20 protein-coding genes are annotated in these 22,749 nt (G+C 73.6%); 8 read left to right on the top strand and 12 right to left on the bottom strand.

Annotated features, from left to right (window positions below; genetic code table 11):
• The first annotated feature begins 208 nt into the window (after nucleotides 1–208).
• Both EV562_RS04480 and EV562_RS04475 read left to right on the top strand, forming a co-directional pair.
• Nucleotides 209–1,201 (top strand): LacI family DNA-binding transcriptional regulator, encoded by a 993-nt coding sequence (locus tag EV562_RS04480; protein WP_133885301.1) that lies wholly within the window; start codon nucleotides 209–211, stop codon nucleotides 1,199–1,201.
• A 253-nt stretch (nucleotides 1,202–1,454) separates the two neighbouring features.
• Nucleotides 1,455–3,518, top strand: coding sequence for a phospholipase C, phosphocholine-specific (locus EV562_RS04475; protein ID WP_133885300.1), 2,064 nt, complete (start codon nucleotides 1,455–1,457; stop codon nucleotides 3,516–3,518).
• 25 nt (nucleotides 3,519–3,543) lie between these two features.
• Here EV562_RS04475 and EV562_RS04470 read toward each other — a convergent pair whose 3' ends face one another.
• Both EV562_RS04470 and EV562_RS04465 read right to left on the bottom strand, forming a co-directional pair.
• On the bottom strand, nucleotides 3,544–4,584 hold the full coding sequence (locus EV562_RS04470) for a hypothetical protein (RefSeq protein ID WP_133885299.1): 1,041 nt from the start codon (nucleotides 4,582–4,584) through the stop codon (nucleotides 3,544–3,546).
• Nucleotides 4,581–5,396: a phosphatase PAP2 family protein gene (locus EV562_RS04465; RefSeq protein WP_133885298.1), complete on the bottom strand. Its 816-nt coding sequence runs from the start codon at nucleotides 5,394–5,396 to the stop codon at nucleotides 4,581–4,583. Before EV562_RS04465 ends, EV562_RS04470 begins: the two co-directional genes overlap by 4 nt.
• Before the next feature lie 205 nt (nucleotides 5,397–5,601).
• Here EV562_RS04465 and EV562_RS04460 point away from each other — a divergent pair, with 205 nt between their 5' ends.
• Nucleotides 5,602–6,216, top strand: a complete 615-nt coding sequence (locus EV562_RS04460; RefSeq protein ID WP_133885297.1) for a TetR/AcrR family transcriptional regulator — start codon at nucleotides 5,602–5,604, stop codon at nucleotides 6,214–6,216.
• A 195-nt stretch (nucleotides 6,217–6,411) separates the two neighbouring features.
• Here the strand turns inward: EV562_RS04460 and EV562_RS04455 are convergent, their stop codons facing one another.
• A complete protein-coding gene (locus tag EV562_RS04455) occupies nucleotides 6,412–7,473 on the bottom strand; it encodes a DUF2510 domain-containing protein (protein ID WP_133885296.1) in 1,062 nt (353 codons plus the stop codon).
• 273 nt (nucleotides 7,474–7,746) lie between these two features.
• Here EV562_RS04455 and EV562_RS04450 point away from each other — a divergent pair, with 273 nt between their 5' ends.
• Nucleotides 7,747–10,425, top strand: a complete 2,679-nt coding sequence (locus EV562_RS04450) for an AAA family ATPase (protein WP_133885295.1) — start codon at nucleotides 7,747–7,749, stop codon at nucleotides 10,423–10,425.
• 28 nt (nucleotides 10,426–10,453) lie between these two features.
• Here the strand turns inward: EV562_RS04450 and pcaD are convergent, their stop codons facing one another.
• From pcaD to EV562_RS04415, 7 genes are read right to left on the bottom strand one after another with little or no spacing between them, the layout of a single operon-like run.
• Nucleotides 10,454–11,581, bottom strand: coding sequence for a 3-oxoadipate enol-lactonase (gene pcaD, locus EV562_RS04445; RefSeq protein WP_133885294.1), 1,128 nt, complete (start codon nucleotides 11,579–11,581; stop codon nucleotides 10,454–10,456).
• Entirely contained in the window at nucleotides 11,578–12,936 is a 1,359-nt protein-coding gene (gene pcaB / locus EV562_RS04440) for a 3-carboxy-cis,cis-muconate cycloisomerase (protein ID WP_133885293.1), read from the bottom strand. Before pcaB ends, pcaD begins: the two co-directional genes overlap by 4 nt.
• Complete coding sequence (pcaG, locus tag EV562_RS04435) at nucleotides 12,933–13,538, bottom strand: protocatechuate 3,4-dioxygenase subunit alpha (protein ID WP_133885292.1); 606 nt, start codon at nucleotides 13,536–13,538, stop codon at nucleotides 12,933–12,935. Before pcaG ends, pcaB begins: the two co-directional genes overlap by 4 nt.
• A 6-nt stretch (nucleotides 13,539–13,544) precedes the next feature.
• Nucleotides 13,545–14,318 carry a protocatechuate 3,4-dioxygenase subunit beta gene (gene pcaH / locus EV562_RS04430; RefSeq protein ID WP_133885291.1) on the bottom strand — a complete coding sequence of 258 codons (774 nt, stop codon included), beginning with the start codon at nucleotides 14,316–14,318 and terminating at the stop codon, nucleotides 13,545–13,547.
• A gap of 18 nt (nucleotides 14,319–14,336) precedes the next feature.
• Entirely contained in the window at nucleotides 14,337–15,539 is a 1,203-nt protein-coding gene (locus EV562_RS04425) for a thiolase family protein (protein ID WP_133885290.1), read from the bottom strand.
• Nucleotides 15,536–16,180: a CoA transferase subunit B gene (locus EV562_RS04420; RefSeq protein ID WP_133885289.1), complete on the bottom strand. Its 645-nt coding sequence runs from the start codon at nucleotides 16,178–16,180 to the stop codon at nucleotides 15,536–15,538. The genes EV562_RS04425 and EV562_RS04420 overlap by 4 nt, the downstream gene beginning before the upstream one ends.
• Nucleotides 16,180–16,962: a CoA transferase subunit A gene (locus tag EV562_RS04415; protein ID WP_133885288.1), complete on the bottom strand. Its 783-nt coding sequence runs from the start codon at nucleotides 16,960–16,962 to the stop codon at nucleotides 16,180–16,182. The genes EV562_RS04420 and EV562_RS04415 overlap by 1 nt, the downstream gene beginning before the upstream one ends.
• A 210-nt stretch (nucleotides 16,963–17,172) precedes the next feature.
• Here EV562_RS04415 and EV562_RS04410 point away from each other — a divergent pair, with 210 nt between their 5' ends.
• Nucleotides 17,173–17,637: a MarR family transcriptional regulator gene (locus EV562_RS04410; RefSeq protein ID WP_133885287.1), complete on the top strand. Its 465-nt coding sequence runs from the start codon at nucleotides 17,173–17,175 to the stop codon at nucleotides 17,635–17,637.
• Between the two features lie 15 nt (nucleotides 17,638–17,652).
• Here EV562_RS04410 and EV562_RS04405 read toward each other — a convergent pair whose 3' ends face one another.
• The gene (locus tag EV562_RS04405) at nucleotides 17,653–18,630 is read right to left on the bottom strand and encodes a DUF3048 domain-containing protein (protein WP_133885286.1); all 978 of its coding nucleotides are present in this window, start codon (nucleotides 18,628–18,630) and stop codon (nucleotides 17,653–17,655) included.
• A gap of 202 nt (nucleotides 18,631–18,832) precedes the next feature.
• Here EV562_RS04405 and EV562_RS04400 point away from each other — a divergent pair, with 202 nt between their 5' ends.
• The gene (locus EV562_RS04400) at nucleotides 18,833–20,023 is read left to right on the top strand and encodes a zinc-dependent alcohol dehydrogenase (protein WP_133885285.1); all 1,191 of its coding nucleotides are present in this window, start codon (nucleotides 18,833–18,835) and stop codon (nucleotides 20,021–20,023) included.
• Between the two features lie 12 nt (nucleotides 20,024–20,035).
• On the opposite strand, the gene EV562_RS04395 is transcribed toward EV562_RS04400, so the two are convergent.
• Complete coding sequence (locus EV562_RS04395; RefSeq protein ID WP_133885284.1) at nucleotides 20,036–21,103, bottom strand: ATP-dependent DNA ligase; 1,068 nt, start codon at nucleotides 21,101–21,103, stop codon at nucleotides 20,036–20,038.
• Between the two features lie 185 nt (nucleotides 21,104–21,288).
• Here EV562_RS04395 and EV562_RS04390 point away from each other — a divergent pair, with 185 nt between their 5' ends.
• Nucleotides 21,289–21,627, top strand: a complete 339-nt coding sequence (locus tag EV562_RS04390) for a hypothetical protein (RefSeq protein ID WP_133885283.1) — start codon at nucleotides 21,289–21,291, stop codon at nucleotides 21,625–21,627.
• A gap of 91 nt (nucleotides 21,628–21,718) precedes the next feature.
• The gene (ligD, locus tag EV562_RS04385; protein ID WP_133885282.1) at nucleotides 21,719–22,744 is read left to right on the top strand and encodes a non-homologous end-joining DNA ligase; all 1,026 of its coding nucleotides are present in this window, start codon (nucleotides 21,719–21,721) and stop codon (nucleotides 22,742–22,744) included.
• The last annotated feature ends 5 nt before the right edge of the window (nucleotides 22,745–22,749 follow it).

Below are 22,749 nucleotides of genomic sequence, written 5' to 3'. Positions count from 1 at the left end.
TGAGATCCATTGCGGCGGCATGCGTGCCACCGGCCGACCGGCGCCGGATACCGGCCGGTTGAAGCAGAGAACGGGCGACCAGGTGCACGGAAAGCGTCGTTGACAGGCGGATCGGGCCGAGGTCATCCTGTGGAGAACGCTCCCTGAACTCGACGACCGGACACGGACGACGGGAAACCGGCGATCGGAAGGCGATGATCGGAAGGCGATGAAACGACCCACGCTCGCGGTGGTCGCCGCCCGGGCCGGCGTGTCGAAGTCGAGCGTCTCCCGAGTCGTCAACGGGGAGACCACCGTCGCGCCAGAGATCCGGGACGTCGTCATGCAGGCGGTTCGGGAACTCGGCTACGTACCGAACGCCGCCGCCCGCAACCTGGTCACCCGCCGCACGGACGCCGTGGCCGTGGTCGTGTCCGACCCGCCCAAGGGCGTGGTCTCCGACGACCCGCTGTTCTCCACCGTGGTGCGCACCGTCAGCCGGGAGCTGGAGGACGTCGGCAGACGCGTGGTGCTGATCCTCGCCGAGTCCGACGAGAGCCGGACCCGGGTGGAGCGCTACGTGGCGGGGGGCCACGTGGACGGCGTGATGCTCGTCGCCCTGCACGGCGCCGACCCCCTGCCGGCCGCGCTCGCCCGCATGGGCCTGCCCGTCGCGTCCTTCAACCGCACCGCCGCGACGGACGTCCCGTACGTGGCGCTGGACAACGCGGGCGGTGCGGAGCTGGCCGTACAGCACCTGCTCCAGCGGGGCAGACGCCGGATCGCCACGATCACCGGGCCGCTGGACCTGTACGAGTCCCGCGAACGGCTCGAGGGGTACCGCGCGACCCTGCGGGACACCGGCCGCCGCTCGATCGTCGCGCTGGGCGACTTCACGCGGGTGTCGGGCGCGGAGGCCATGCGGCAGCTCCTGGAGGACGACCCGGACGTCGACGCGGTGTTCGCGGCCAACGACCTCATGGCCATCGGGGCACTGCGGACCCTGCACCAGGCGGGCCGCCGGGTGCCCGACGACGTGGCCGTGGTCGGGTTCGACGACATCGAGGCCGCCGCCTACACCACTCCGGCGCTCACCTCGGTGCGCAGTTCCATGGCCGACCAGGCCACCGCGACGGTGCGCCTGCTGCTGGCGCTCATCGAGGGCGCCCCCAGGAAGCCGGTGATCATGCCGAACGAACTCGTGGTCCGCGAATCCAGTTGAACGGAGAGGCGTCCTTCACGCGGCACTCCGGTGCCCCGCGAAGTGATGGCGCGGCAGCGGTGCCAGGAAGCGGTCGTCAGCGCGCAACGGGGGCGGGCCCGGAACACCGCGCGTACCGGTGACTTTCACACGAGCGCCACCGCACCCTTCCCTGACGTTTGCTGCTCCTGGAACACTCCTTTCGCGCGCATTACGTCATCTTCCGGCACCGTCCGGCCGGTTGAACCCCCCAAGGCGAGAGGTCCCTCACCCCATGGCCGAAGTCAACCGGCGCAGATTCCTCCAACTCGCGGGCGCCACGACGGCGTTCAGCGCCCTGTCCGCGAGCATCGACCGGGCGGCCGCCCTCCCGGCGAACCACCGCTCGGGATCGATCGAGGACGTCGAGCACATCGTCGTCCTGATGCAGGAGAACCGTTCGTTCGACCACTACTTCGGCAGGCTGCGCGGTGTCCGCGGCTTCGGCGACCCGCACCCGGTGACGCTGGACGACGGCAGGTCGGTGTGGCACCAGCGCAAGGGCGACGGCACGGAGGTGCTGCCCTTCCACCCGGAGGCCGACGACCTCGGCATGCAGTTCCTCGAAGGGCTGCCGCACGGCTGGTCCGACGGCCAGGACGCCTTCCACAACGGCAAGTACGACCGCTGGCTGCCCGCCAAGGGCACCACCACGATGGCGTACCTGACCCGTGAGGACATCCCCTTCCACTACGCGCTCGCCGACACCTTCACCGTCTGCGACGCCTACCACTGCTCCTTCATCGGCTCCACCGACCCCAACCGCTACTACCTGTGGTCGGGCCACACCGGCAACGACGGGCGGGGCGGCGGCCCGGTCCTCGGCAACGACGAACGCGGTTACGACTGGACGACGTACCCCGAGCGGCTGGAGGCGGCCGGGGTCTCCTGGAAGATCTACCAGGACACCGGCGACGGCCTCGACGCGGCCGGCGGCTGGGGCTGGATCGACGACCCCTACCGCGGCAACTACGGCGACAACTCCCTGCTGTACTTCAACACGTACCGCAACGCGAAGCCCGGCGACCCCCTGTACGACAAGGCCCGCACCGGCACCGACGCCAAGAGCGGCGAGGGCTACTTCGACCGGCTCCGCGCCGACGTGAAGGCGGACCGGCTGCCGAAGATCTCCTGGATAGCCTCCCCGGAGGCGTTCTCCGAACACTCCAACTGGCCGTCGAACTACGGCGCCTGGTACATCTCCCAGGTCCTGGACGCCCTCACCTCCAACCCGGCGGTGTGGGCGAAGACGGCCCTGTTCATCACGTACGACGAGAACGACGGCTTCTTCGACCACGTGGTGCCGCCGCTGCCGCCGAAGTCCGCCGCGCAGGGCCGCTCCACCGTCGACGTCTCCCTGGACGTCTTCGCGGGCGGCGGTACCCAGCGCGAGGGTTTCTACGGGCTGGGACCGCGCGTGCCCATGCTGGTCGTCTCCCCGTGGAGCAAGGGCGGCTTCGTCTGCTCCGAGACCTTCGACCACACCTCGGTGATCCGCTTCATGGAGCGCCGGTTCGGCGTCCGCGAGCCGAACATCTCACCGTGGCGCCGTGCCATCTGCGGCGACCTGACCTCGGCCTTCGACTTCTCCCGCACGGACAGCCGCCCGGCCCGCCTGCCGGACACCGACGCCTACGAGCCCCCGGACCGCGAACGCCACCCGACCTACCGGCCGACGCCGCCCGCCGAACCCGGCATGCCCCGGCAGGAGCGCGGGACGCGTCCCTCCCGGCCGCTGCGCTACGACCCGTACGTGGACGGTGCCCCGGACACCGCGGCCGGGAAGTTCACGCTGACCTTCGCCTCCGGCACCCGGGCCGGCGCCGCCTTCCTCGTCACCTCGGGCAACCGCACCGACGGCCCCTGGACGTACACCACCGAGGCCGGCAAGACCCTCGCGGACACCTGGAACTCGGCGTACTCCGGCGGTGCCTACGACCTGACCGTGCACGGCCCGGCCGGCTTCCTCAGGGTCTTCCGCGGCGCCAACCGGGTGGCCGGGCCCGCCGGGCCCGAGGTCACCGCACGGCACCACGGCGACGACCTCCGGCTCACCGTCACCCACACCGGGACCGGCACGGCCCGGCTCCGGATCGCGAGCGCCTACGGCGGCCGCCCCCGGACCCTCACCGTGCGCCCCGGTGCCACCGTGCACCACACCGTCGACCTCGCGGGCAGTCTGCGCTGGTACGACGTGACGGTCACCGCGGAGGCCGACCCGGCCTTCCTGCGGCGCTTCGCCGGTCACGTGGAGAACGGCAGGCCGGGGGTGAGCGACCCGGCGTTGATCACCGACTGAGGCCAGGGCCGAGGGAGGGCCGCGACTACAGCCGTGTGAGGTGCCCCGGCCCCGGCTGCCCGGGCACCCGCACGGCCCCCGCCCGCCCCGGCCCCTCGGTCTCCGGCCCGGGTGGTGCCGGGAACCCGGACACCGCGGGCGGGAGCGCCGAAGGCCCGGAGAGTGCGGGCTCGAACAGTGCGGGCCCGGACATCGCGGGCGCGGGCACCGATCCGGCGGGCCCGGGGCCGGGTCCGCCCGGGGCCGGGTCCGGGGTCGCCCGGCTCAGCTGGAGCACACCCCAGGCGGCCAGCGCCGCGCCGGTCAGGGCGAGGAGCACGCCGCCCGCGCCGCCCCTGAGCCGTTCCCCGAGCAGGGCGAGCCCGATCACCGCGGCGGCCACCGGATTGGCCAGGGTCACCACCGCCAGCGGGGCGCCGAGGCCACCCCGGTAGGCGGTCTGGGACAGCAGCAGACCGCCCGTCGCGAAGGCCGCCACCAGCACGGCCACGCCGATCACCTGGACGCTGAGCAGCGGACCCGACCGGTCGGTGACGGCGACGGTCACGGTCTGGGTGAGCGCCGAGGCGACGCCGGAAGCGATGCCGGACGCCGTCGCGTGCCGGAGCCCCGGCCGGGTGCCGGGCCACGAGAGCATGCCGATCAGCGCCGCCGTCGCACCGGAGACCGTCAGTGCCTCTGGCACGCTCAGCACGTCGTCCGGCGCGGGTCCGGACGCGGTGAGCAGCAGCGCCCCGAGCCCCAGCAGCGTCAGGCCGGTGCCCCGCCACTCGACCACGCTCACCCGCCGGCCCGCCAGCCGCGCCCCCAGGGGCACGGCCGCGACCAGGGTGAGCGCCCCGAGCGGCTGGACCACGGTGAGGGGACCGTACTTGAGCGCCACGACGTGCAGCAGCGCGGCCGAGGCGTTCAGCGCCACCGCCCACCACCAGGCACCGGAGACCAGCATCCGCAGCGGACCGGCGCCGGAGGCGCGCGCGGCCAGCCGCTCCTGCGCGACGGCCGCGGCGGCGTAGGCACAGGCGGAGACGAGGGACAGCAGTACGGCGACGAGCGCGGCGTTCATCGGCCCGCTCCGACCAGCTCGGGCCGCTCGGCCGACGACCGGGGCCGGTCCTCGGCCCGCCGGTGGGGCAGGGCGCACCGCGACCGCTGCGACGGCCGCGGCAGCCGGAGCACCGTCAGCGCGAGACCGAGCAGGGCGGTCGCCACGATCACGTCGAGCCAGTAGTGGTTCGCGGTGCCCACGATCACCAGCAGCGTCGCCAGCGGGTGCAGCAGCCACAGCCACCGCCACCGCGTCCGCGTCGCGACGATCAGCCCGATCGCCAGCATCAGGGCCCAGCCGAAGTGCAGCGAGGGCATCGCCGCGAACTGGTTCGACAACGCGTCGGTGCGCGGCGGACCGTACACCGAGGGGCCGAAGACCCTGGCCGTGTCGATCAGGCCGGCGGCGCCCAGCATGCGCGGCGGGGCGAGCGGGAACAGCAGGTGCAGCACCAGCGCGGCGCCGGTCACGGCGGCCAGGACGCGGCGGGCCCAGACGTAGTGCGCGGGCCGGCGCAGGTAGAGCCAGACCAGGAAGGCCAGGGTGGCCGGGAAGTGCACGGCGGCGTAGTACGTGTTCGCCACGTGGATCAGTGTGTCGCCGTGCAGGAGCAGGGACTGCACCGAACCCTCGTCGGGCAGCCGGAGCACGCGCTCCCAGTCCCGGACGTGGTGGGCGTTGCGGAAGGCCTCGGCGGTGTGTCCCGTCGCCAGCTGCCGTCCGAACTTGTACACGAGGAAGAGTCCGGCCACGAGCAGCAGCTCGCGGACGAGTGGTGGGCGTGCGGGCGCGTCCGGCCCCGCTGGTGCAGGCTCGCTGCGGGCATTCATCCCCCGGCCCCTTCGCTGACGGTGGTGCGTGTGGCTCGTCGGGTACGGGGGCGCGTGTGACGGTTCTCATCGATACGACCTCGTTCCGATACGCCAGTGTACCGATACGGTGGTGTACCGGTACACTGGCGTATCGATAGACATACGACACACTGGGTGCGGGGCCGGAGGCGGCTTCGCGGGCGAGCGAGAAGGAGCAGGGCCGATGACGTCGCAGGACGCGGACCGGCCGGAAACGGTGGGCACCTCGCGCCGCTCCAAGATCACGCCGGAGCGTGAGCAGGAGTTCTTCGACGCCGTCCTCGAACAGCTCCGCTCCTGCGGCTACGACGCCGTCACCATGGAGGGCATCGCCGCCAGCACCCGGTGCAGCAAGTCCACGCTCTACCGGCAGTGGAAGACCAAACCCCAGTTCGTGGCCGCCGCGCTGCGCTCCAGCCGCCGTATGCGCTTCACCGACATCGACACCGGGTCGCTCGCCGAGGACCTGCGCCAGGCGGCCGCGGCCGCGGGGGAGGGGACGGGCAAGGACACCGGCCTGCTCCAGGCGCTCGGCCACGCGGTCATGGAGGACCCGGAACTGAAGGGCGCCCTGCGCGAGGCGCTCGTCGAGCCGGAGATCGCCGCACTGCGGGCGATCCTCGCGCGCGGTGTGGCCCGCGGAGAGGTCCCGGCCGGCCACCCGGCGCTGGAGTACGTGCCCGCGCAGCTCTTCGGCATGCTGCGGATGCGTCCCGTCCTGGAGGGCGAGCAGGCCGACGCGGCGTACCTCGTCCGGTTCGTGGAGGCCGTCGTGCTGCCGGCGCTCGGCCTCCCCTGAAGACCCAGGCCGCCGTCCACGGGATGACTGGACGGTGGCCTGCCCGCGCCGCACCGTGGGGACGGGGGCGGCGCGCACCCCCGGCCGGGTGGAGCGCCCTCTGAGCGGAAGGGCGCCCCACCCGGCCGACCGATGTCCGGCCCCGTCGGCCGGACCGTTCCCCGGCCGTGCCCCGAGGGCACCGGCGGGCCGGGGTCAGACGTCCTGGCCGCTGCCACCGCCGCCGGAGGCGTCCACCTCGATGCCCCGGGTGATCTCGTCGATGACCTTCTGCTCCTGGTCGACGTCGACACCGAAGCGGACGACGACGATCCGCGCGTCGTCGGCGGGCGAGGGGAACGCCAGCGACTCGACGAAACCGTCGGAGCCCTTGGCGGTGACCACCTTCCAGCGGACCAGGTAGCCCTTCTGCCCGGCGACCGTGACCGCCTCGGCGGCCAGTTCGTCGTGCGAGGTGATCTTGCCGTAGGACTCCGCGCCGTAGGACTCCTCGGCGTTCGCCGCGATGTCGGCCTTCGCGACCTTCTCCGCGGTGTCGCCCTTGGTCCGCAGCAGTTCCGCCGGGGCCGAGTAGGCGCCGCCCTTGGTGCAGGTCTTGGTGGTGTCGCCGGGGCACTTGTAGGAGTCGTCCGACGTCACCTGCGCGCCGACCTGCAACTCCTGTCCGGACCAGCCGTCCGGGATGGGCAGGCTGATCCCGCTGAGCGCGTCCGTCACCGAACCGCTGTCGACCGTGGGCGGCTCCGACGGGTCCGGGGACTCCGGCGCGGGCTGTTCGCCGTTGCCGCCGCCGTTTCCGCCGCCGGAGTCTCCGAAGGGGCCGTTCCGGTCGCCGGGTCCGCGCCGGTCCTGCTCCGAACCGCTCGCGCTGCTGCCGCCACCCGAGCCGTCGTCGGTCAGCGCGTACACGCCGACGCCGATGCCGGCCAGCACCGCCACGGCCGCCGCGACGGCTATGCCGGTCCGCAGCCGCCGCCGGCGCGCGGACGGCGGCTGCACGGGGTGGCCCGGGTAGCCGGGGTGCACGGGATAGGACCCGGGCACGGCGTGCTGCACCGGCGGATGGACCGGTGGCTGCCCCGGCGGCTGGACCGCAGGCTGGACCGGCGGTTGCGCGGGCGGGGTCCATGCGGCGGGCGCTCCCGCCGGGCGCACCTGGTCGGTCCACGCCGTTCCGTCCCACCAGCGCTCGGTGGCGGGACCGTCATTCTTCTGTCCGGGGTCCGGGTACCACCCGGGAGGAGTCGCCTGCGTCATGGGCCCACCGTATGAGGCGTCGGTGAAAGCCAGATGAGAGGCCCGCTCGTACGCCTCGTCCGGCCGCCGGCGCCCGCGCCGCGAGGCGCCGGCGGCCGGACGTTGACGGACGCCCGACCACACCGCCGCTGATGACGGGCCCGGGGCGTCGTTCACGCTTTACCGCATGTCACCCGTCACGGCAACTGGTCGTTGGAGCGCCCACCACTGGCGCGTTCGGAGGGCTAGGCTCAGGCCCTGTACGTCATTCGGGCGACTCGGGGAGGTAGCGGGATGACGGAGGTACGGCGGACGGGCGCCGCCTCGGCCTCCCTCTGGGAGCGCGACGAGGAAGTCGCCACGATCACGCGCGCGGTCGACGTCCTGTGCGCGGACCGCTCGTCCCCCGGCACGCTGCTGGAGGCCCGGGGCGAGGCCGGGGTCGGCAAGACGGCGCTGCTCGCCGAGACCCGCCGCATCGCCGAGGCCCGCAACTGCACCGTCTGGTCGGCACGCGGCGGCGAGACCCTCAGGTCCGTCCCCTTCAACGTGGTGCGCCAACTGCTCCAGCCCGCCCTGGTGTCCATGCTCCCCGAGGAGGCCCGCGAGTACCTCGGCGACTGGTACGACATCGCCGGCCCCGCGCTCGGCATAGCCGACCCCGGCGAGCGCCAGGCCGACCCGCAGGGCGTGTGCGACGGGTTGGTCGCCGCCGTCCGTCGCCTCGCCCGCCGGGAGTGGCCGCTGGTGCTGCTGATCGACGACGCGCACTGGGCCGACCAGGAGACCCTGCGCTGGCTCGCCGCGCTCGCCGAACGGCTCGACGAGACCTCCGTCCTGATCGTGATAGCCCGCCGCCCCGGCGACGTCAGCGGCGACAGCGCCCGCCACCTGGAAGCGGCCACCGCCATGGGACGGCCCCTCGGCCCGCTGAACGCCCTCACCCCCGACGCCACCGCCGGCCTCACCCGCGCCACCCTGGGCGAGCACGCCGAGGCCGCCTTCTGCCGCGAGGTGTGGGCCGTCACCGGCGGCAACCCCTACGAAACCGTCGAACTCCTCGCCAAGGTGCAGGACAGCGAGCTGCAACCCGTCGAGGCCGAGGCCGCCGAGCTGCGCGCCCTGAACCGCTCCGCCCGCGGCGGCGGTCTCGTCGCCCGCCTGGAGCAACTCGGCGTCGACTCCACCCGGTTCGCCTGGGCCGCGGCCATCCTGGGCGGCGGCATCACCGTGGACATGGTGGCCAGGCTCGCCACCCTGGACCGCGCCGACGCCGCCCGCTGCGCCGAACTGCTCCGGGGCGCCCGGATCCTGTCCGTACCGGACGCCTCCGCCGGACAACCGGGCGCCGACGAGCTGGAGTTCGTCCACCCGCTGATCGCCACCGCCGTCTACAACTCCATCCCCGACGCGCTGCGCACCGCCATGCACGGCATAGCGGCCCAGCTGGTCACCGACTCCGGACTCGGCGCTGCGGCCGCCTCACGCCATCTGCTCAAGGTGCACCCGGACGACGACCAGGAGGTCGTGGCCCAGCTGCGCGAGGCCGCCCGCGAACACCTCGCCGTCGGAGCGCCCGACGCGGCCCGCCGGTGCCTCGAACGCGCCCTGCAGGAGCCGCCGCTGCCCGACGCCCACGCGCGCGTGCTCTTCGAACTGGGCTGCGCCACGCTGCTCACCGCGCCCGCCACCACCATCGGGCACCTGCGCACCGCGCTCGCCATGCCGGGACTGGACGGCGAGCAGCGCGTCGACGCCGTCTTCCGGCTCTCCCAGGCCCTGCTCCACAACGACCAGCTGGAGGAGGCCGTGCGCACCGTCGAGGCGGAGGCCGCACGCAACCCCGATCCCTCCGCGCGACTGCGGCTGCAGGCGGCCCAGTACATGTGGGAGGGAATCCACGCGGGCGAGACCTCCTCACCCCGCCGCTCCGCGCGCCTGGCCGAACTCGCCGCCACCTGCACCGGCCGCGACAACGCCGAGCGCGCCCTGCTCATCCTGCGCGGCTTCGACGCCATGACCCACGGCGAGAGCGCCGAAGAGGTCGTCGAACTGTGCGACCGCGCCCTCGTCAACGGCCGCCTCGCCCCCGGACTGGGCTGGACCGACACCGAGTGGGGCCTGGAACTGCCCATGATGCTGGCCAGTTCCTACGCCTACAGCGACCGTCTCGACCGCGCCGAGGCACTGTTCACTGAAGCTCTGCGCGCCTACGAGAGTGCCGGCTGGAGCGGCGGGCACCTCGCCCTCGCGCACGCCTACGTCGGCCTCGGCCACCGCAGGAGGGGCCGCCTCAGGGAGGCCGAGCAGTCCCTGCGGGCATCCCTGCGCATCGCCGAACGCGTGGGCCGCGGGCTGCCGCTGTACTGGTCGGCCACCTGCAACCTGGTCGACACCCTGCTCGCCCGCGGCCACGTCGAGGAGGCCCGGACCGTGGCCGACCAGTACGGATTCGCGCCGCCGTACCCGTCGACGATCGTGCTGCCCGACCCGCGCCCGGTCCGCGGACGCCTGCTGATCGCCACCGGCCGCACCAAGGAAGGCGTCGACGAACTGGAGGCCGCCGAGAAGGCCGCGGCCGCGCGGGGCCGGCACAACCCGGTGGTGGTCCCCTGGGCGACCGAACTGGCCCGGGCGCTGGCCGCCGAGGACCCCGGCCGGGCCGCCCGGCTGGCCACCGACGCCCGCCGCCAGGCCGAGCGCTTCGGCACGGACACGGCGATAGGAGAGGCCCTGCGCTGCGCCTCCGCCCTGGAGACCGGGCAGCGCGCGGTCCGGCTCGCCGCCCAGGCCGTCACCTACCTGGAGGCCTCGCCCTGCCAGTACGAGCACGCCGCCGCCCGCGTGGAGTACGGCATCGCGGCCCGCTCGGCGGCCGAGCTGGAAAGGGGCCTGGCACTCGCCGACTCGTGCGGCGCCGACGGACTCGTGGCCCGCGCCCGCGAGGCCCTGGCGGTGGGACGCGCGGGCTGAGGCGCCGTCAGGGCGGGCGGTGGGGGCGTCACCCCTCGGCGGCGCCGGATTCCTCGGCCAGCACCCGCTGGGCGGTGGCGAACGCGGAGTTCGCGGCCGGGACCCCGCAGTACACCGCCGTCTGGAGCAGCACCGCGCCGATCTCGTCCGCCGACAGCCCGTTGCGCCGCGCCGCCCGTACGTGCATGGCCAGCTCCTCGTAGTGGCCGTGCGCGACCAGCGCCGTCAGCGTGACCATGCTGCGCTCGCGCCGCGAGAGCGTCTCGTCGGTCCAGATCTCACCCCAGGCGTAGCGCGAGATGAAGTCCTGGAACCGGGCGGTGAACGGCGTCTGCCGCCCCTGTGCGCGGTCCACGTGCGCGTCGCCCAGCACCTCGCGCCGCACCGCCATGCCCCGCCGGGCACCGCCGTCGAAGTGGGCCCGCAGCGCCGTCAGCACCGCCTCGGGCCGCTCGGCCGGCGCCAGGTGCGAGGCACCCGGTATCTCGGTCAGCGTCGCACCCGGCACCGCGTCGGCCAGCTCGCGCAGGTGCGCGGGCGGCGTCGCCGGGTCCTCGCGCCCGGCCACCAGCAGCGTCGGTGCGGCGATCTCCCCGACCCGGTCCCGCAGGTCGAAGGCGGCCAGCGCGTCGCAGCAGGCGGCATACGCCTCCGGGTCGGCACCCCGGTGGTCCCGGACCAGCCGCGGCACGGTGAACCCCGGGGTGAACCACCGCGCGTCCGCACTCTCGGCGAGCCGTGCCAGGCCCTCCGCACGCACCTGCGCGGCCCGCTCCCGCCACGGCTCCACGCCGCCGAAGTGCGCCGACGAGCAGACCACCGCCAGCGACGACACGCGCTCGGGGTGGTGCACCGCCAGGTGCAGGCCCACCGCACCGCCCAGGGACACCCCGGCGTACGCGAACCGCTCCACCCCGAGCGAGTCGGCGAGCGCGAGCACCAGGGCGGCCAGGTCGCCGACGGTGGCGCCGGGTCCGACGAGGCCCGCCGGTGAACCGCCGTGCCCCGGCAGGTCCCAGCGGATCACCCGGTGCCCCGTGGACAGTTCGGGTGCCACCGCGTCCCACAGTGCGTACGAGGTGCCCAGCGACGGCCCGAGCAGCAGCGGGGGTGCGGAGACGGGGCCTTCGGACAGGTGGTTGAGCAGGGTCGTCAACGTCGCTCCAGAGCACGGTCGGTGAGGATCGCGGCGGCACCCGTGTAGCGGGCGGGATCGGTCAGGGAGGCCAGGTCCAGTCCCCGCACCTCCGCCACCTCGGCGAGCAGTTCGCTCAGGTCCCGGTCCTCGGCGTAGGTACGCGCCGCCAGTTCGGTGAGCAGCTCCTTGGCGCGGGCCCGCCCGAGCACCGGGGCCAGTGCGGCCGAGAGCCGCTCCGACACGATCAGGCCGTGCGTCAGACCGAGATGCGCGCGCATCACGTCCGGACGCACCCGCAGCCCCTCGGCCAGTTCGGCGGCGTCCCGCACCGCGCCACCGGCGAGGCGCAGCAGGTCCCGCAGCGGTTCCCACTCGGCGTGCCAGGCCCCGGCCGGGCGCTCGTCCCCGGCGGCCAGCGAGCCGTACAGCGTGGCCGCGAGCTGCGGCGCGCGCCGGGCGGCCGCCGCGATCAGCGTGGACCGCACCGGGTTGGCCTTGTGCGGCATCGCCGAGGAGCCGCCCCCGCTGCCCTCGGCGACCTCGCCGATCTCGGTGCAGGACAGCGTCAGCACATCCGCGGCGATCTTCCCGAGCGCCCCGGCGGTGAAGGCCAGGGCGCCGCCCAGGTCGGCGACCGGGGTGCGCAGCGTGTGCCAGGGCAACCCGGGTTCGCACAAGTCGAGTTCACGGGCGTACGCGGCCGGCAGGGCGGCCGGGTCGGTCGCTCCGTACGCCTCGAAGGCGGCCAGGGTGCCCGCCGCGCCGCCGAGTTGAGCGGGCAGCGCGGAACGCACCGCCGCGAGCCGGTCCCGCGCGTCCAGCACCAGCGAACGCCAGCCGGCGGCCTTCAGCCCGAAGGCCGTCGGCACCGCGTGCTGGGTGAGCGTCCGGCCCGGCATCGGCGTGTCCCGGTGCTCGGCGGCCAGCCGGGCCAGCGCCCGTTCCGTGCGCGCCAGATCGGGCCGCAGCAGGTCCAGGGTGCGGGCGGCGACCAGCATCGTCGCCGTGTCCAGGATGTCCTGGCTGGTCGCGCCCCGGTGCACGTAGGACCCGTACGGCTCACCGACCGCCTTCGTCAGGTCCGCCACCAGGGGGATGACCGGGTTCCCGCCGGCCCGGGCCCGCTCCGCCAGGGAGCACGCGTCGAAGGCGCCCGGGTCCGCGGCGGCGGCGTCCACCGCCTCGGCCGCCTCGGCCGGGGCGAGCCCCAGCGCGGCCTGGGCGCGGGTCAGCGCCGCCTCCGCGTCGAGCAGCGCCCGCAGATACGCGCGGTCACCGGTCGCGGACGCGGCCGGCGAGCCCGTCCACCCGGGGGCCAGCAGGCTCGTGCCGGCGGCGGCGTCCGGCTCGGCGGGGTCGGCAGGTGATGTCACTGGAACTCCAGGAAGACCGTCTCGCCCTCGCCCTGAAGGCGGATGTCGAAACGGTACGTCCCGCGGCCCTCGTCCGCGGCGATCAGCGTGTCGCGGCGCTCGCCCGGCACCCGCGACAGCAGCGGGTCGGCGGCGAGCACCGCCTCGTCGCCCGGCAGGTAGAGCCGGGTGTACAGGTGCACGAGCAGCCCGCGCGCGAACACGCACACGCTGACGTACGGGGCGCTGTGCCCCCGCGCCCCCGGACGCAGCGTCCGCGCGTACCAGTGGCCGTTCGCGTCGGTCTGGATGCGGCCGAAACCGGTGAACTCCACGCCGTTGCGGCCCAGGAAGCCGCCGGAGGCCGGGTCGCGCCGCATCGAGCCGTCGGCGGTGGGGACCCGGCCCTCGGGGTCCGGTCCCCACAGTTCGACGAGGGCGTCCGGCAGCGGGCTGCCCGCGCCGTCGTACACGTACCCGTGCACGGTGATCGTGTCCGGGTGCCCGGCGGGCGCGATGTCCTCGCCGCCCGGAAAGGGCAGCGCGTACCCGTAGAAGGGGCCGACCGTGTGCGACGGGGTGGGCGGCACCTGCTCCGGGCCGCTGGTGTCGGTCTTCGTCATGGCGGGTCAGCGTCCTTCTTCGATCCAGGTGGCGTGCGGGCCGTCGAGCACGATGTCCCAGTGGTAGCCGAGCGAGAACTCCGGCACCGACAGGCTGTGGTCGTACGTCGCGATCAGCCGCTGCCGCGCCGCGTCGTCCGTCACCGACTGGAGGATCGGGTCGTACGGGAACAGCGGGTCGTTCGGGAAGTACATCTGCGTCACGAGGCGCTGGGTGAACGCCGAGCCGAACACCGAGAAGTGGATGTGCGCCGGGCGCCAGGCGTTGACGTGGTTGCGCCACGGGTAGGGGCCGGGCCGGACGGTGGTGAAGCGGTAGAAGCCGTCGCCGTCGGAGAGGGTGCGGCCCACGCCGGTGAAGTTCGGGTCCAGCGGCGCGTCGTGCTGCTCGCGCCGGTGCGCGTACCGCCCGGCCGAGTTGGCCTGCCAGATCTCCACGAGCTGGCCGCGCACCGGCCTGCCGTCGCGGTCGAGCAGGCGGCCGGAGACGGTGATGCGCTCGCCGACCGGCTCCCCGGCGTGCTGCCGGGTCAGGTCGTTGTCGATCTCCGTGATGTCCCGCTCCCCGAAGGCGGGCGAGGACAGCTCGACCAGCTCGGGGTCCTTGGAGACGTCGACGGCGACCGGTGGCTGCTTCGGGTGACGCAACACCGAGGAGCGGTACGGGGCGTAGTCGCGGCGCGGGTGGTGCTCGACGGGCGCGCCCCCGGCGACCCGCTTCTCGTAGGCGGCGTGCTCGGCCGCGATCTCCGCGTCGATGTCGTGCTGGGTGAGAGTCATGGGGATTCCCTGGGGTGACTAGCGGTCGAGGACCAGGGCCAGGCCCTGGCCGACACCGATGCAGAGGGCGGCGACACCGGTGCCGCCGCCCCTGCGGGCGAGCTGGTGGGCGACGGTGCCCGCGAGACGCGCGCCCGACGCGCCGAGGGGGTGGCCGAGGGCGATGGCCCCGCCCTGCGGGTTGAGGATCGCGGGGTCGAACTCGGGCCACTCGGCCACGCAGCCCAGCACCTGGGCGGCGAAGGCCTCGTTGAGTTCGAGCACGTCCAGGTCGGCGAACGTCCGGCCGGCCCTGGTGAGCGCGCGGTTCACGGCCTCGACGGGGGCGAGACCGAAGTACTGCGGGTCGGTCGCCGAGACGCCGGTCGCCGAGACCCGGGCGAGCGGCTCGCGTCCGACGGCCCTCAGCCCCTCCTCGTCGGCCAGGAGCAGCGCCGCGGCGCCGTCGTTGAGCGGGGAGGCGTTCCCGGCGGTCACCGTGCCGCCGGTCGTCCGGAAGGACGGCCCGAGCTTCGCCATCGCCTCCAGGGAGGCGTCCGGGCGTACACACTCGTCGGCGGCGAAGTCCACCGGGTCGCCCTTGCGGCGCGGCACGGGCACGGGCGCCAGCTCGGCGTCGAAGAGGCCCTCGGCCCGGGCACGGGCGGCCTTGCGGTGCGAGGCGAGGGCGTACGCGTCCTGCTGCTCGCGGGTGATCCCGTGCTTGTCGGCGATCAGCTCCGCCGACTCGCCGAGCGGGATCGTCCACTGCGGGTCCATCGCCGGGTTGACCATCCGCCAGCCCAGGGTGGTCGAGTACATCTCGGCGTGCCCGGCGGGGAACGGCCGGTCCGCCTTGGGCAGCACGTACGGTGCCCGGGTCATCGACTCCACGCCGCCCGCGAGCACGACCGAGGCGTCGCCCACGGCGATGGCGCGGGCCGCCTGGATCACCGCTTCCAGACCGGACGCGCACAGCCGGTTCACCGTGACGCCGGGGACGGTGGTCGGCAGGCCGGCCAGGAGGGCGGCCATGCGGGCGACGTTGCGGTTCTCCTCGCCGGCGCCGTTGGCGTTGCCGACGTACACGTCGTCGATCCGGGACGGGTCCAGGTCCGGAGCACGGCCGAGCAGCCGGCGGATCGCGTGCGCCGCCAGGTCGTCGGGGCGTACGCCCGCCAGGCCCCCGCCGTACTTGCCGAACGGGGTGCGCACCGCGTCGACGATGTAGACGTCCCTCACTTCAGTCCCTCCGCGACGAGGAGTCCGGCGCCGGTCCGGTCGGCGACCTCGTCGGCGGTCACGCCCGGGGCGGTCTCCACCAGGACCAGGCCGTCGGCGGTGACGTCGAGGACGCCCAGGTCGGTGATGACGCGGTCGACGCAGGCCTTGCCGGTGAGCGGCAGGGCGCACTCCTCGAGGATCTTGGGAGAGCCGTCCTTGGCGGTGTGGGTCATGACCACGATGACGGTCCGTGCGCCGTGGACGAGGTCCATCGCGCCGCCGATGCCGGTGATCATCTTTCCCGGGACGGCCCAGTTGGCCAGGTCGCCGCCGGCGCTGACCTGCATCGCGCCGAGCACCGCCACGTCGATGTGCCCGCCCCGGATCATGCCGAAGGACAGGGCCGAGTCGAAGAACGCGGCGCCCGGCCGGACCGTGACCGTCTCCTTGCCCGCGTTGATCAGGTCGGGGTCCACCTCGGCCTCGGTGGGGTACCGGCCGGTGCCGAGGATGCCGTTCTCCGACTCCAGGGTGACCTCGACGCCCTCGGGCAGGTGGTTCGGGATCAGGGTGGGCAGGCCGATGCCGAGGTTGACGTACTGGCCGTCCCGCAGCTCGAGGGCGGCCCGCGCGGCCATCTGTTCACGCGTCCAGGCCATCAGGAGGTCACCGTCCCTCGTGCGGGAGGCACGGAGACCGTACGCCGCTCGATCTTCTTGTCGGCGGCCTGCTCGGGCGTCAGGGCCACCACCCGCTGGACGAAGATCCCCGGCAGGTGCACGGCGTCCGGGTCGATCCCGCCCGGCTCGACCAGTTCCTCCACCTCGGCGATCGTCACCCGTCCGGCCATCGCGGCCAGCGGATTGAAGTTCCGGGACGACTTCGCGAAGACCAGGTTGCCGTGCCGGTCGCCCTTCGCGGCGCGGACCAGCGCGAAGTCCGTGCGGATGCCGCGCTCCAGGACGTACGGGGTCCCGTCGAACTCGCGGACCTCCTTCGGGGGCGAGGCCAGCGCGACCCCGCCGGACCCGTCGTACCGCCACGGCAGCCCGCCGTCGGCGACCTGGGTGCCCACCCCGGCGGGGGTGTAGAAGGCGGGGATGCCCGCTCCGCCGGCCCGCAGCCGCTCGGCCAGGGTGCCCTGCGGGATCATCTCGACCTCCAGCTCGCCGCCGAGGTACTGGCGGGCGAACTCCTTGTTGGCGCCGATGTAGGACCCGGTCACCCGGGCGATGCGGCCGGCGGCCAGCAGGACGGCCAGCCCGGTGTCCATCGCCCCGCAGTTGTTGGAGACCACCGACAGCCCACCGGTCCCGCGCTCGTACAGCGCCCGGATCAGCACGTTCGGCACACCGCTCAGCCCGAAACCGCCCACCGCGAGCGACGCGCCGTCGGGCACGTCGGCCACCGCCTCACCGGCTGTGGCCACCACCTTGTCCATCCGAGAAGCCCCATCCCTTGCACGTGCCCCGGAAGCAGATAGTCAGGGCACTGATTATTTCAGCGAGGTCGTCCACACGCTGCCATCGGGCGGGCGAGGCGTCAAGACCCGAGAAAGACGAGGTAGATCGTGTGAGGAGCTTCCCGGTGGTCGCCCTCGCCGCCGTGTATCGTCAGTGCACCGATGAAAGTCACCCACGGGAGCGCGCGTATGGCAGCGGTCGATCTGGCCACCCACCCCGGCCATCTGGCCCGGCGGCTGCAGCAGGCGCACTACCTGCTGTGGAACACGATGGTCTCCGAGGAGACCACCTCGCCGCAGTACGCCGTCCTCAACGCCCTGGTCGCCGAGCCGGGGCTCGACCAGCGCAGTGTGGGGGAGCGGGTGGGCCTCGACCGCTCCACCATCGCGGAGGTGGTCAGCCGGCTCGGCCGCCGCGGGCTGCTCGACAAGGTCCGCGACCCGCAGGACGGCCGCCGGTCCCTGCTCCGGCTCACCGACGACGGTGTGCGCGTCCACCGCAGGCTGGGCGTGCGCATCGCCCGGATGAACCAGGTGTTCCTCGCGCCGCTCGCCGCCGACGAGCAGGCGGTCTTCATCGACCTCATCCGCCGGGTCTCGGACGCCGCGGAAGGGCTCCGCAACCCGACGGAGCCGGCAGCCGCACCGGGCTGACGGGGGCCCGCAGGGTCAGGACGTGCCCGCGAAGACCACCCACACCTGGCCCTCGGCGAACTTCAGCGGCTTGCCGTCCTCGGCGGTGAAGGCCGTGCCGTCCCCGGCCGCCCCGCGCTTCCAGGTGGCCTCGTAGGCGCGCCCGTCGCGCAGTACCTCCGCCTCTCCGGAGCCCACCGACTCGACGTAGGGCGAGTTGCTGCCGCGGAAGTCGCGGAAGCCGGACTCGCGCACGGTCACGTGCTGCACGACGACCGTGGCAGGGGCCAGCCGCCCGCCGTCGGCCGTGCGCGCCGGGGTGCCGTCCATGGAGACCAGCCACCGGTTCTCGCCGCCGGACCAGGTGAAGGTGAAGCTCGCCGAGGGGTAGCGCACCGTGTGCGTGGACTCCGGCCGCCCGCCCGCGGGGGCCTTGCCGTAGGCGAACCCGGTCGTGAGCGCCGCCGGACCCGACGGCTCGTCGAGCAGCTTGCGGGGGTGCAGGTAGAGGTTGTGCGGGGCCCGGCGGTCGTCGGCGCGGACGTAGGCGTCGGAGTCCTCGCGGGCCGGCTCCGCGCGCAGGGGAGCCTTGTCGATGAGCGGCAGGAGCTTGCTCTGCGCGCCGGAGAAGGCCAGCACCGGCCGGTCGAACTGGCCGAGCAGCTCCAGGTCGGACTCGCGGGCGCTGCGCACCGGCCCGACCGACGCGGGCAGCTCGGAGGCGTAGACCGCCATCAGCCGGCTCAGTCCCGCCTCCACCGGCTCGGCGTAGACCACGTCCGCGTCCTCCAGGCCCGACTGCGGGCGGGCCGCGGGCACGTTGTCGACCTTCACGGCGAGCACCGGCCCCGACGCGGGGGCCGCACTGGGCGACCGCGCGTGGTCCGGCGTCCGTCCGTCGTCCTCGGCCCCGGGCCCCGCCGTGCAGCCCGCCGCGGCCAGCGAGACCGCCACCGCCGCCGTCAGCAGGGCGGCACACCGCCCCCTGCGCTGTCCTCTTCGTGTTCCGGCCATGCGACCACCCGTCCCGTGTCATCGATTGTGCGCTTCTGTAAGCATTCAGGGCCATACCTGACCGGATCGGATACGGCACACGGAACCGGGTGGATAATCCGCTGTTCGGCCGAAAAGACCACCGGGTTCGACGGCCGGAGCCTCGGGGTACCCGGCCGCCACGCGGAACGGACCCGCACGGCGACGGAGGGAGCACGGGGCGATGAAGGCAGTGACGTGGCAGGGCAAGCGGGACGTGCGGGTCGAGGAGGTACCGGACCCCAGGATCGAACAGCCGACCGACGCGGTCATCCGCGTCACCTCGTCCGGACTGTGCGGGTCGGACCTGCACCTCTACGAGGTGCTCACGCCGTTCATGACACCGGGCGACATCCTCGGCCACGAGCCGATGGGCATCGTCGAGGAGGTCGGCGCGGAGGTGACCAACCTGAAGCCCGGCGACCGGGTCGTGGTGCCGTTCCAGATCGCGTGCGGCCACTGCCACATGTGCGGCACCGGACTTCCCACCCAGTGCGAGACCACCCAGGTCACGGGCGAGGGCATGGGCGCCCCGCTGTTCGGCTACACCCGCCTGTACGGCGCGGTGCCCGGCGGCCAGGCCGAGTACCTGCGCGTGCCGCAGGCCCAGTTCGGTCCGATCAAGGTGCCCGAGGGGCCGGCGGACGACCGCTTCGTCTACCTCTCCGACGTGCTGCCCACCGCCTGGCAGGCGGTCGAGTACGCGGCCGTCCCGAAGGGCGGCAGCCTCGCCGTGCTGGGCCTCGGCCCGATCGGCGACATGGCCTGCCGGATCGCCCGGCTCAAGGGGGTCGAGAAGGTCTTCGGCGTCGACCTCGTGCCGGAGCGGCTGGAGCGGGCCAGGGCGCGCGGCGTGGAGACGTTCGACCTGCGGTCCTTCGACAAGGAGAAGGACCTCGTCGCGGCGATCAAGGACCGGACGGACGGGCGCGGCCCCGACGCCGTGATCGACGCGGTCGGCACCGAGGCGCACGGCGGTGCCGTCGCCAAGCTGGTGCAGCAGGCCGCCGCGGTGATGCCGAGGGCCCTCAGCGGGCCCCTCGCGGAGCGGATGAGCGTCGACCGGCTCTCGGCCCTCTACACCGCGATCGACCTGGTGCGCCGCGGCGGCACCATCTCGCTGTCCGGCGTGTACGGCGGCATGGCCGACCCGATGCCGCTGCTCACGATGTTCGACAAGCAGATCCAGCTCCGCATGGGCCAGGCGAACGTACGCCGCTGGAGCGACGACATCGTCCCGTACCTGACCGACGACGACCCGCTGGGCGTCGACGACTTCGCCACCCACCGGGTGCCGCTGGCCGAGGCGCCGCACGCGTACGAGATGTTCCAGAAGAAGCAGGACGGCGCGGTCAAGGTGCTGATGAAGCCGTAGCGCCCACGGACGTCACGGCCCGCCGAGGATCTCCGCCAGGTCGTACCGGACCGGCTCCTCCAGCTGCGCGTACGTGCAGCTCTCGGGAGTCCGGTCCGGGCGCCAGCGGCGGAAGCGGGCCGTGTGCCGGAAGCGCGCCCCGTTCTCCATGTGGTCGTACGCGACCTCGGCGACGCGCTCCGGCCGCAGCGGCACCCAGGACAGGTCCTTCTTGCCGGACCACCGGCTGGGCGCGCCCGGCAGGCGGGCCGACTCGTGCGCCGCCTCCTCGGCCCACGCCGCCCACGGATGGTCCCCGGCGTCGTCCATGCGCAGCGGCTCCAGCTCCTCCACCAGTTCGGCCCGGCGCTTCATCGTGAAGGCCGCGCTCACCCCCACGTGCTGGAGGACGCCCCGGTCGTCGTTGAGGCCGAGCAGCAGCGAGCCGACCACGGGGCCGCTCTTGTGGAAGCGGTACCCGGCGACGACCACGTCGGCCGTGCGCTCGTGCTTGATCTTGAACATGGCCCGCTCGTCCTGCCGGTACCGCAGGTCCAGCGGCTTGGCGACGACACCGTCGAGTCCGGCGCCCTCGTACTGCTCGAACCATCGCCGGGCCACCTCGATGTCGTCCGTCGCCGGAGCCACGTGCACCGGCGGCGTCACCCCGGCCAGCGCCCGCACCAGCAGCGCCCGCCGATCGGCCAGCCCCACGTCGAGCAGGGACTCGTCGTCCAGGGCCAGCAGGTCGAAGGCGACCAGCGAGGCCGGCGTGCGCTCGGCCAGCGTCCGCACCCGGGACTGCGCGGGATGGATCCGCTCGGTCAGCGCGTCGAAGTCCAGATGCCCCTCCCGCGCGATCACGATCTCCCCGTCCACCACGCACCGCCCGGGCAACCGCTCCCGCACCGCCGTCACCAGCTCGGGGAAGTACCTGGTCAGCGGCTTGCCCGTCCGGCTGCCCAGCTCCACCTCGTCGCCGTCCCGGAACACGATCGCGCGGAACCCGTCCCACTTCGCCTCGTAGTGCATACCCGGCGGGATCCTCGCCACGGACTTGGCGAGCATCGGCTTCACGGGCGGCATGACGGGGAGGTCCATGGTCCGATTCTGTACGGCTGCGATGGCAGCCTGCCCGTCGAGCGCAACATCCGAGGGACCCGGCGCGCAGCAAGTGGTCCGGTACCGCCGACGGAACCCGGTCGGGTCGATCCGGGCGATTCGGCTGACGGATCGGCGCGTTGCCACCACACTGCCTACACACCTTCGACGCGACGGGAGCACTCGTGGCCAGTCCCTACCTCAACGCCCCGCTCACACCGGTCCGCCCCCGCATGTACGCGTCCGTCGCGGCCAAGGTGATCTGGACGCTGGTTCCGGTCGTCACGCTGGGACTCGCAGCCGCGGTTCCGTTCGTCGTCGCCGCGGTCAAGGGCGTCGTGAAGCCCTGGCTGGCGGGCGTGTACATCGTCGGAGAGATCGCCGTCTTCTCCGCCGCCATCGCGATCAGCCCGGATCCCGACGACACCAACCCTGTCCCGGGGTTCCTCCTCGTGCTGCTGATCATCACCGCTGCCACGCACACCGCGCTCCTCGACAACGAGAGGATCAGCCTCGGCAAATAGGCGGCCGGCGGTCGAACGGGTCGCGGCCGGACGTTCCTTCGCCTGGACGTCCGATATGCGAAGCGGGGGCGCTGCGCCTACGGTGGCTCGCATGGCGGAAGCGGTGGAACTGGAGGCGGGCGGGCGGAGCGTGCGGCTGTCCAGCCCCGGCAAGGTGTTCTTCCCGGAGCGCGGCTACACCAAGCTCGACGTGGCCCGGTACTACCAGGCCGTCGCCCCCGGCATCCTGCGCGCCCTGCGGGACCGGCCCACCACCCTGCAGCGCTACCCCGACGGGATCACCGGCGAGTGGTTCTACCAGAAGCGCGCGCCCAAGGGGATGCCCGACTGGATCCCGACCGCGCACATCACCTTCCCCAGCGGACGCAGCGCCGACGAGATGTGCCCGACCGAGGAGGCGGCCGTGCTGTGGGCCGCGCAGTACGGCACCCTCACCTTCCACCCCTGGCCGGTGCGCCGCGACGACGTCGACCACCCCGACGAGCTGCGCATCGACCTCGACCCGCAGCCCGGCACCGACTACGACGACGCCGCCCGCGCCGCCCACGAACTGCGGGCGGTGCTGGAGGAGTTCGGGGGACTGCGCGGCTGGCCCAAGACCTCGGGCGGACGGGGTATCCACGTCTTCGTGCCGATCGAGCCCCGCTGGACCTTCACCCAGGTGCGGCGCGCCGCGATCGCCGTCGGCCGCGAGATGGAACGGCGGATGCCCGACCGGGTCACCATCAAGTGGTGGAAGGAGGAGCGCGGCGAGCGCATCTTCATCGACTACAACCAGACCGCCCGCGACCGCACCATCGCCTCCGCCTACTCCGTGCGCCCCCGCCCCCATGCCCCGGTCTCCGCGCCGCTGACCTGGGACGAGGTGGGGGTCGCCCACCCGCAGGACTTCGACATCACGACGATGCCCGCTCGCTTCGCCGAACTCGGCGACGTGCACGCGGGCATGGACGAGGTGCGGTACTCCCTCGACGCCCTGCTGGAGCTGGCGACGAAGGACGAGCACGAACACGGGCTCGGCGACCTGCCCTACCCGCCCGAGTATCCGAAGATGCCGGGCGAGCCGAGCCGGGTGCAGCCCAGCCGGGCCAGGAAGAAGGCTCCCGGCCCGGACTGAGCCAC

The organism is Streptomyces sp. BK208 (assembly GCF_004364245.1).
Classification (GTDB): domain Bacteria; phylum Actinomycetota; class Actinomycetes; order Streptomycetales; family Streptomycetaceae; genus Streptomyces.
This window is presented reverse-complemented; position numbering and strand designations above follow the sequence as displayed.

Bases quoted from the DNA above. Each gene is read 5' to 3' on its own strand.
- pcaH (WP_133885291.1), bottom strand. From the start codon at position 14,318: ATGACTCTCACCCAGCACGACATCGACGCGGAGATCGCGGCCGAGCAC.
- EV562_RS04405 (WP_133885286.1), bottom strand. From the start codon at position 18,630: ATGGCCGGAACACGAAGAGGACAGCGCAGGGGGCGGTGTGCCGCCCTG.
- EV562_RS04420 (WP_133885289.1), bottom strand. From the start codon at position 16,180: ATGGCCTGGACGCGTGAACAGATGGCCGCGCGGGCCGCCCTCGAGCTG.
- EV562_RS04470 (WP_133885299.1), bottom strand. From the start codon at position 4,584: ATGAACGCCGCGCTCGTCGCCGTACTGCTGTCCCTCGTCTCCGCCTGT.
- EV562_RS04455 (WP_133885296.1), bottom strand. From the start codon at position 7,473: ATGACGCAGGCGACTCCTCCCGGGTGGTACCCGGACCCCGGACAGAAG.
- EV562_RS04475 (WP_133885300.1), top strand. From the start codon at position 1,455: ATGGCCGAAGTCAACCGGCGCAGATTCCTCCAACTCGCGGGCGCCACG.
- EV562_RS04450 (WP_133885295.1), top strand. From the start codon at position 7,747: ATGACGGAGGTACGGCGGACGGGCGCCGCCTCGGCCTCCCTCTGGGAG.
- pcaG (WP_133885292.1), bottom strand. From the start codon at position 13,538: ATGACGAAGACCGACACCAGCGGCCCGGAGCAGGTGCCGCCCACCCCG.
- EV562_RS04460 (WP_133885297.1), top strand. From the start codon at position 5,602: ATGACGTCGCAGGACGCGGACCGGCCGGAAACGGTGGGCACCTCGCGC.
- ligD (WP_133885282.1), top strand. From the start codon at position 21,719: ATGGCGGAAGCGGTGGAACTGGAGGCGGGCGGGCGGAGCGTGCGGCTG.
- EV562_RS04480 (WP_133885301.1), top strand. From the start codon at position 209: ATGAAACGACCCACGCTCGCGGTGGTCGCCGCCCGGGCCGGCGTGTCG.
- EV562_RS04415 (WP_133885288.1), bottom strand. From the start codon at position 16,962: ATGGACAAGGTGGTGGCCACAGCCGGTGAGGCGGTGGCCGACGTGCCC.
- EV562_RS04465 (WP_133885298.1), bottom strand. From the start codon at position 5,396: ATGAATGCCCGCAGCGAGCCTGCACCAGCGGGGCCGGACGCGCCCGCA.
- EV562_RS04410 (WP_133885287.1), top strand. From the start codon at position 17,173: ATGGCAGCGGTCGATCTGGCCACCCACCCCGGCCATCTGGCCCGGCGG.
- EV562_RS04400 (WP_133885285.1), top strand. From the start codon at position 18,833: ATGAAGGCAGTGACGTGGCAGGGCAAGCGGGACGTGCGGGTCGAGGAG.
- EV562_RS04395 (WP_133885284.1), bottom strand. From the start codon at position 21,103: ATGGACCTCCCCGTCATGCCGCCCGTGAAGCCGATGCTCGCCAAGTCC.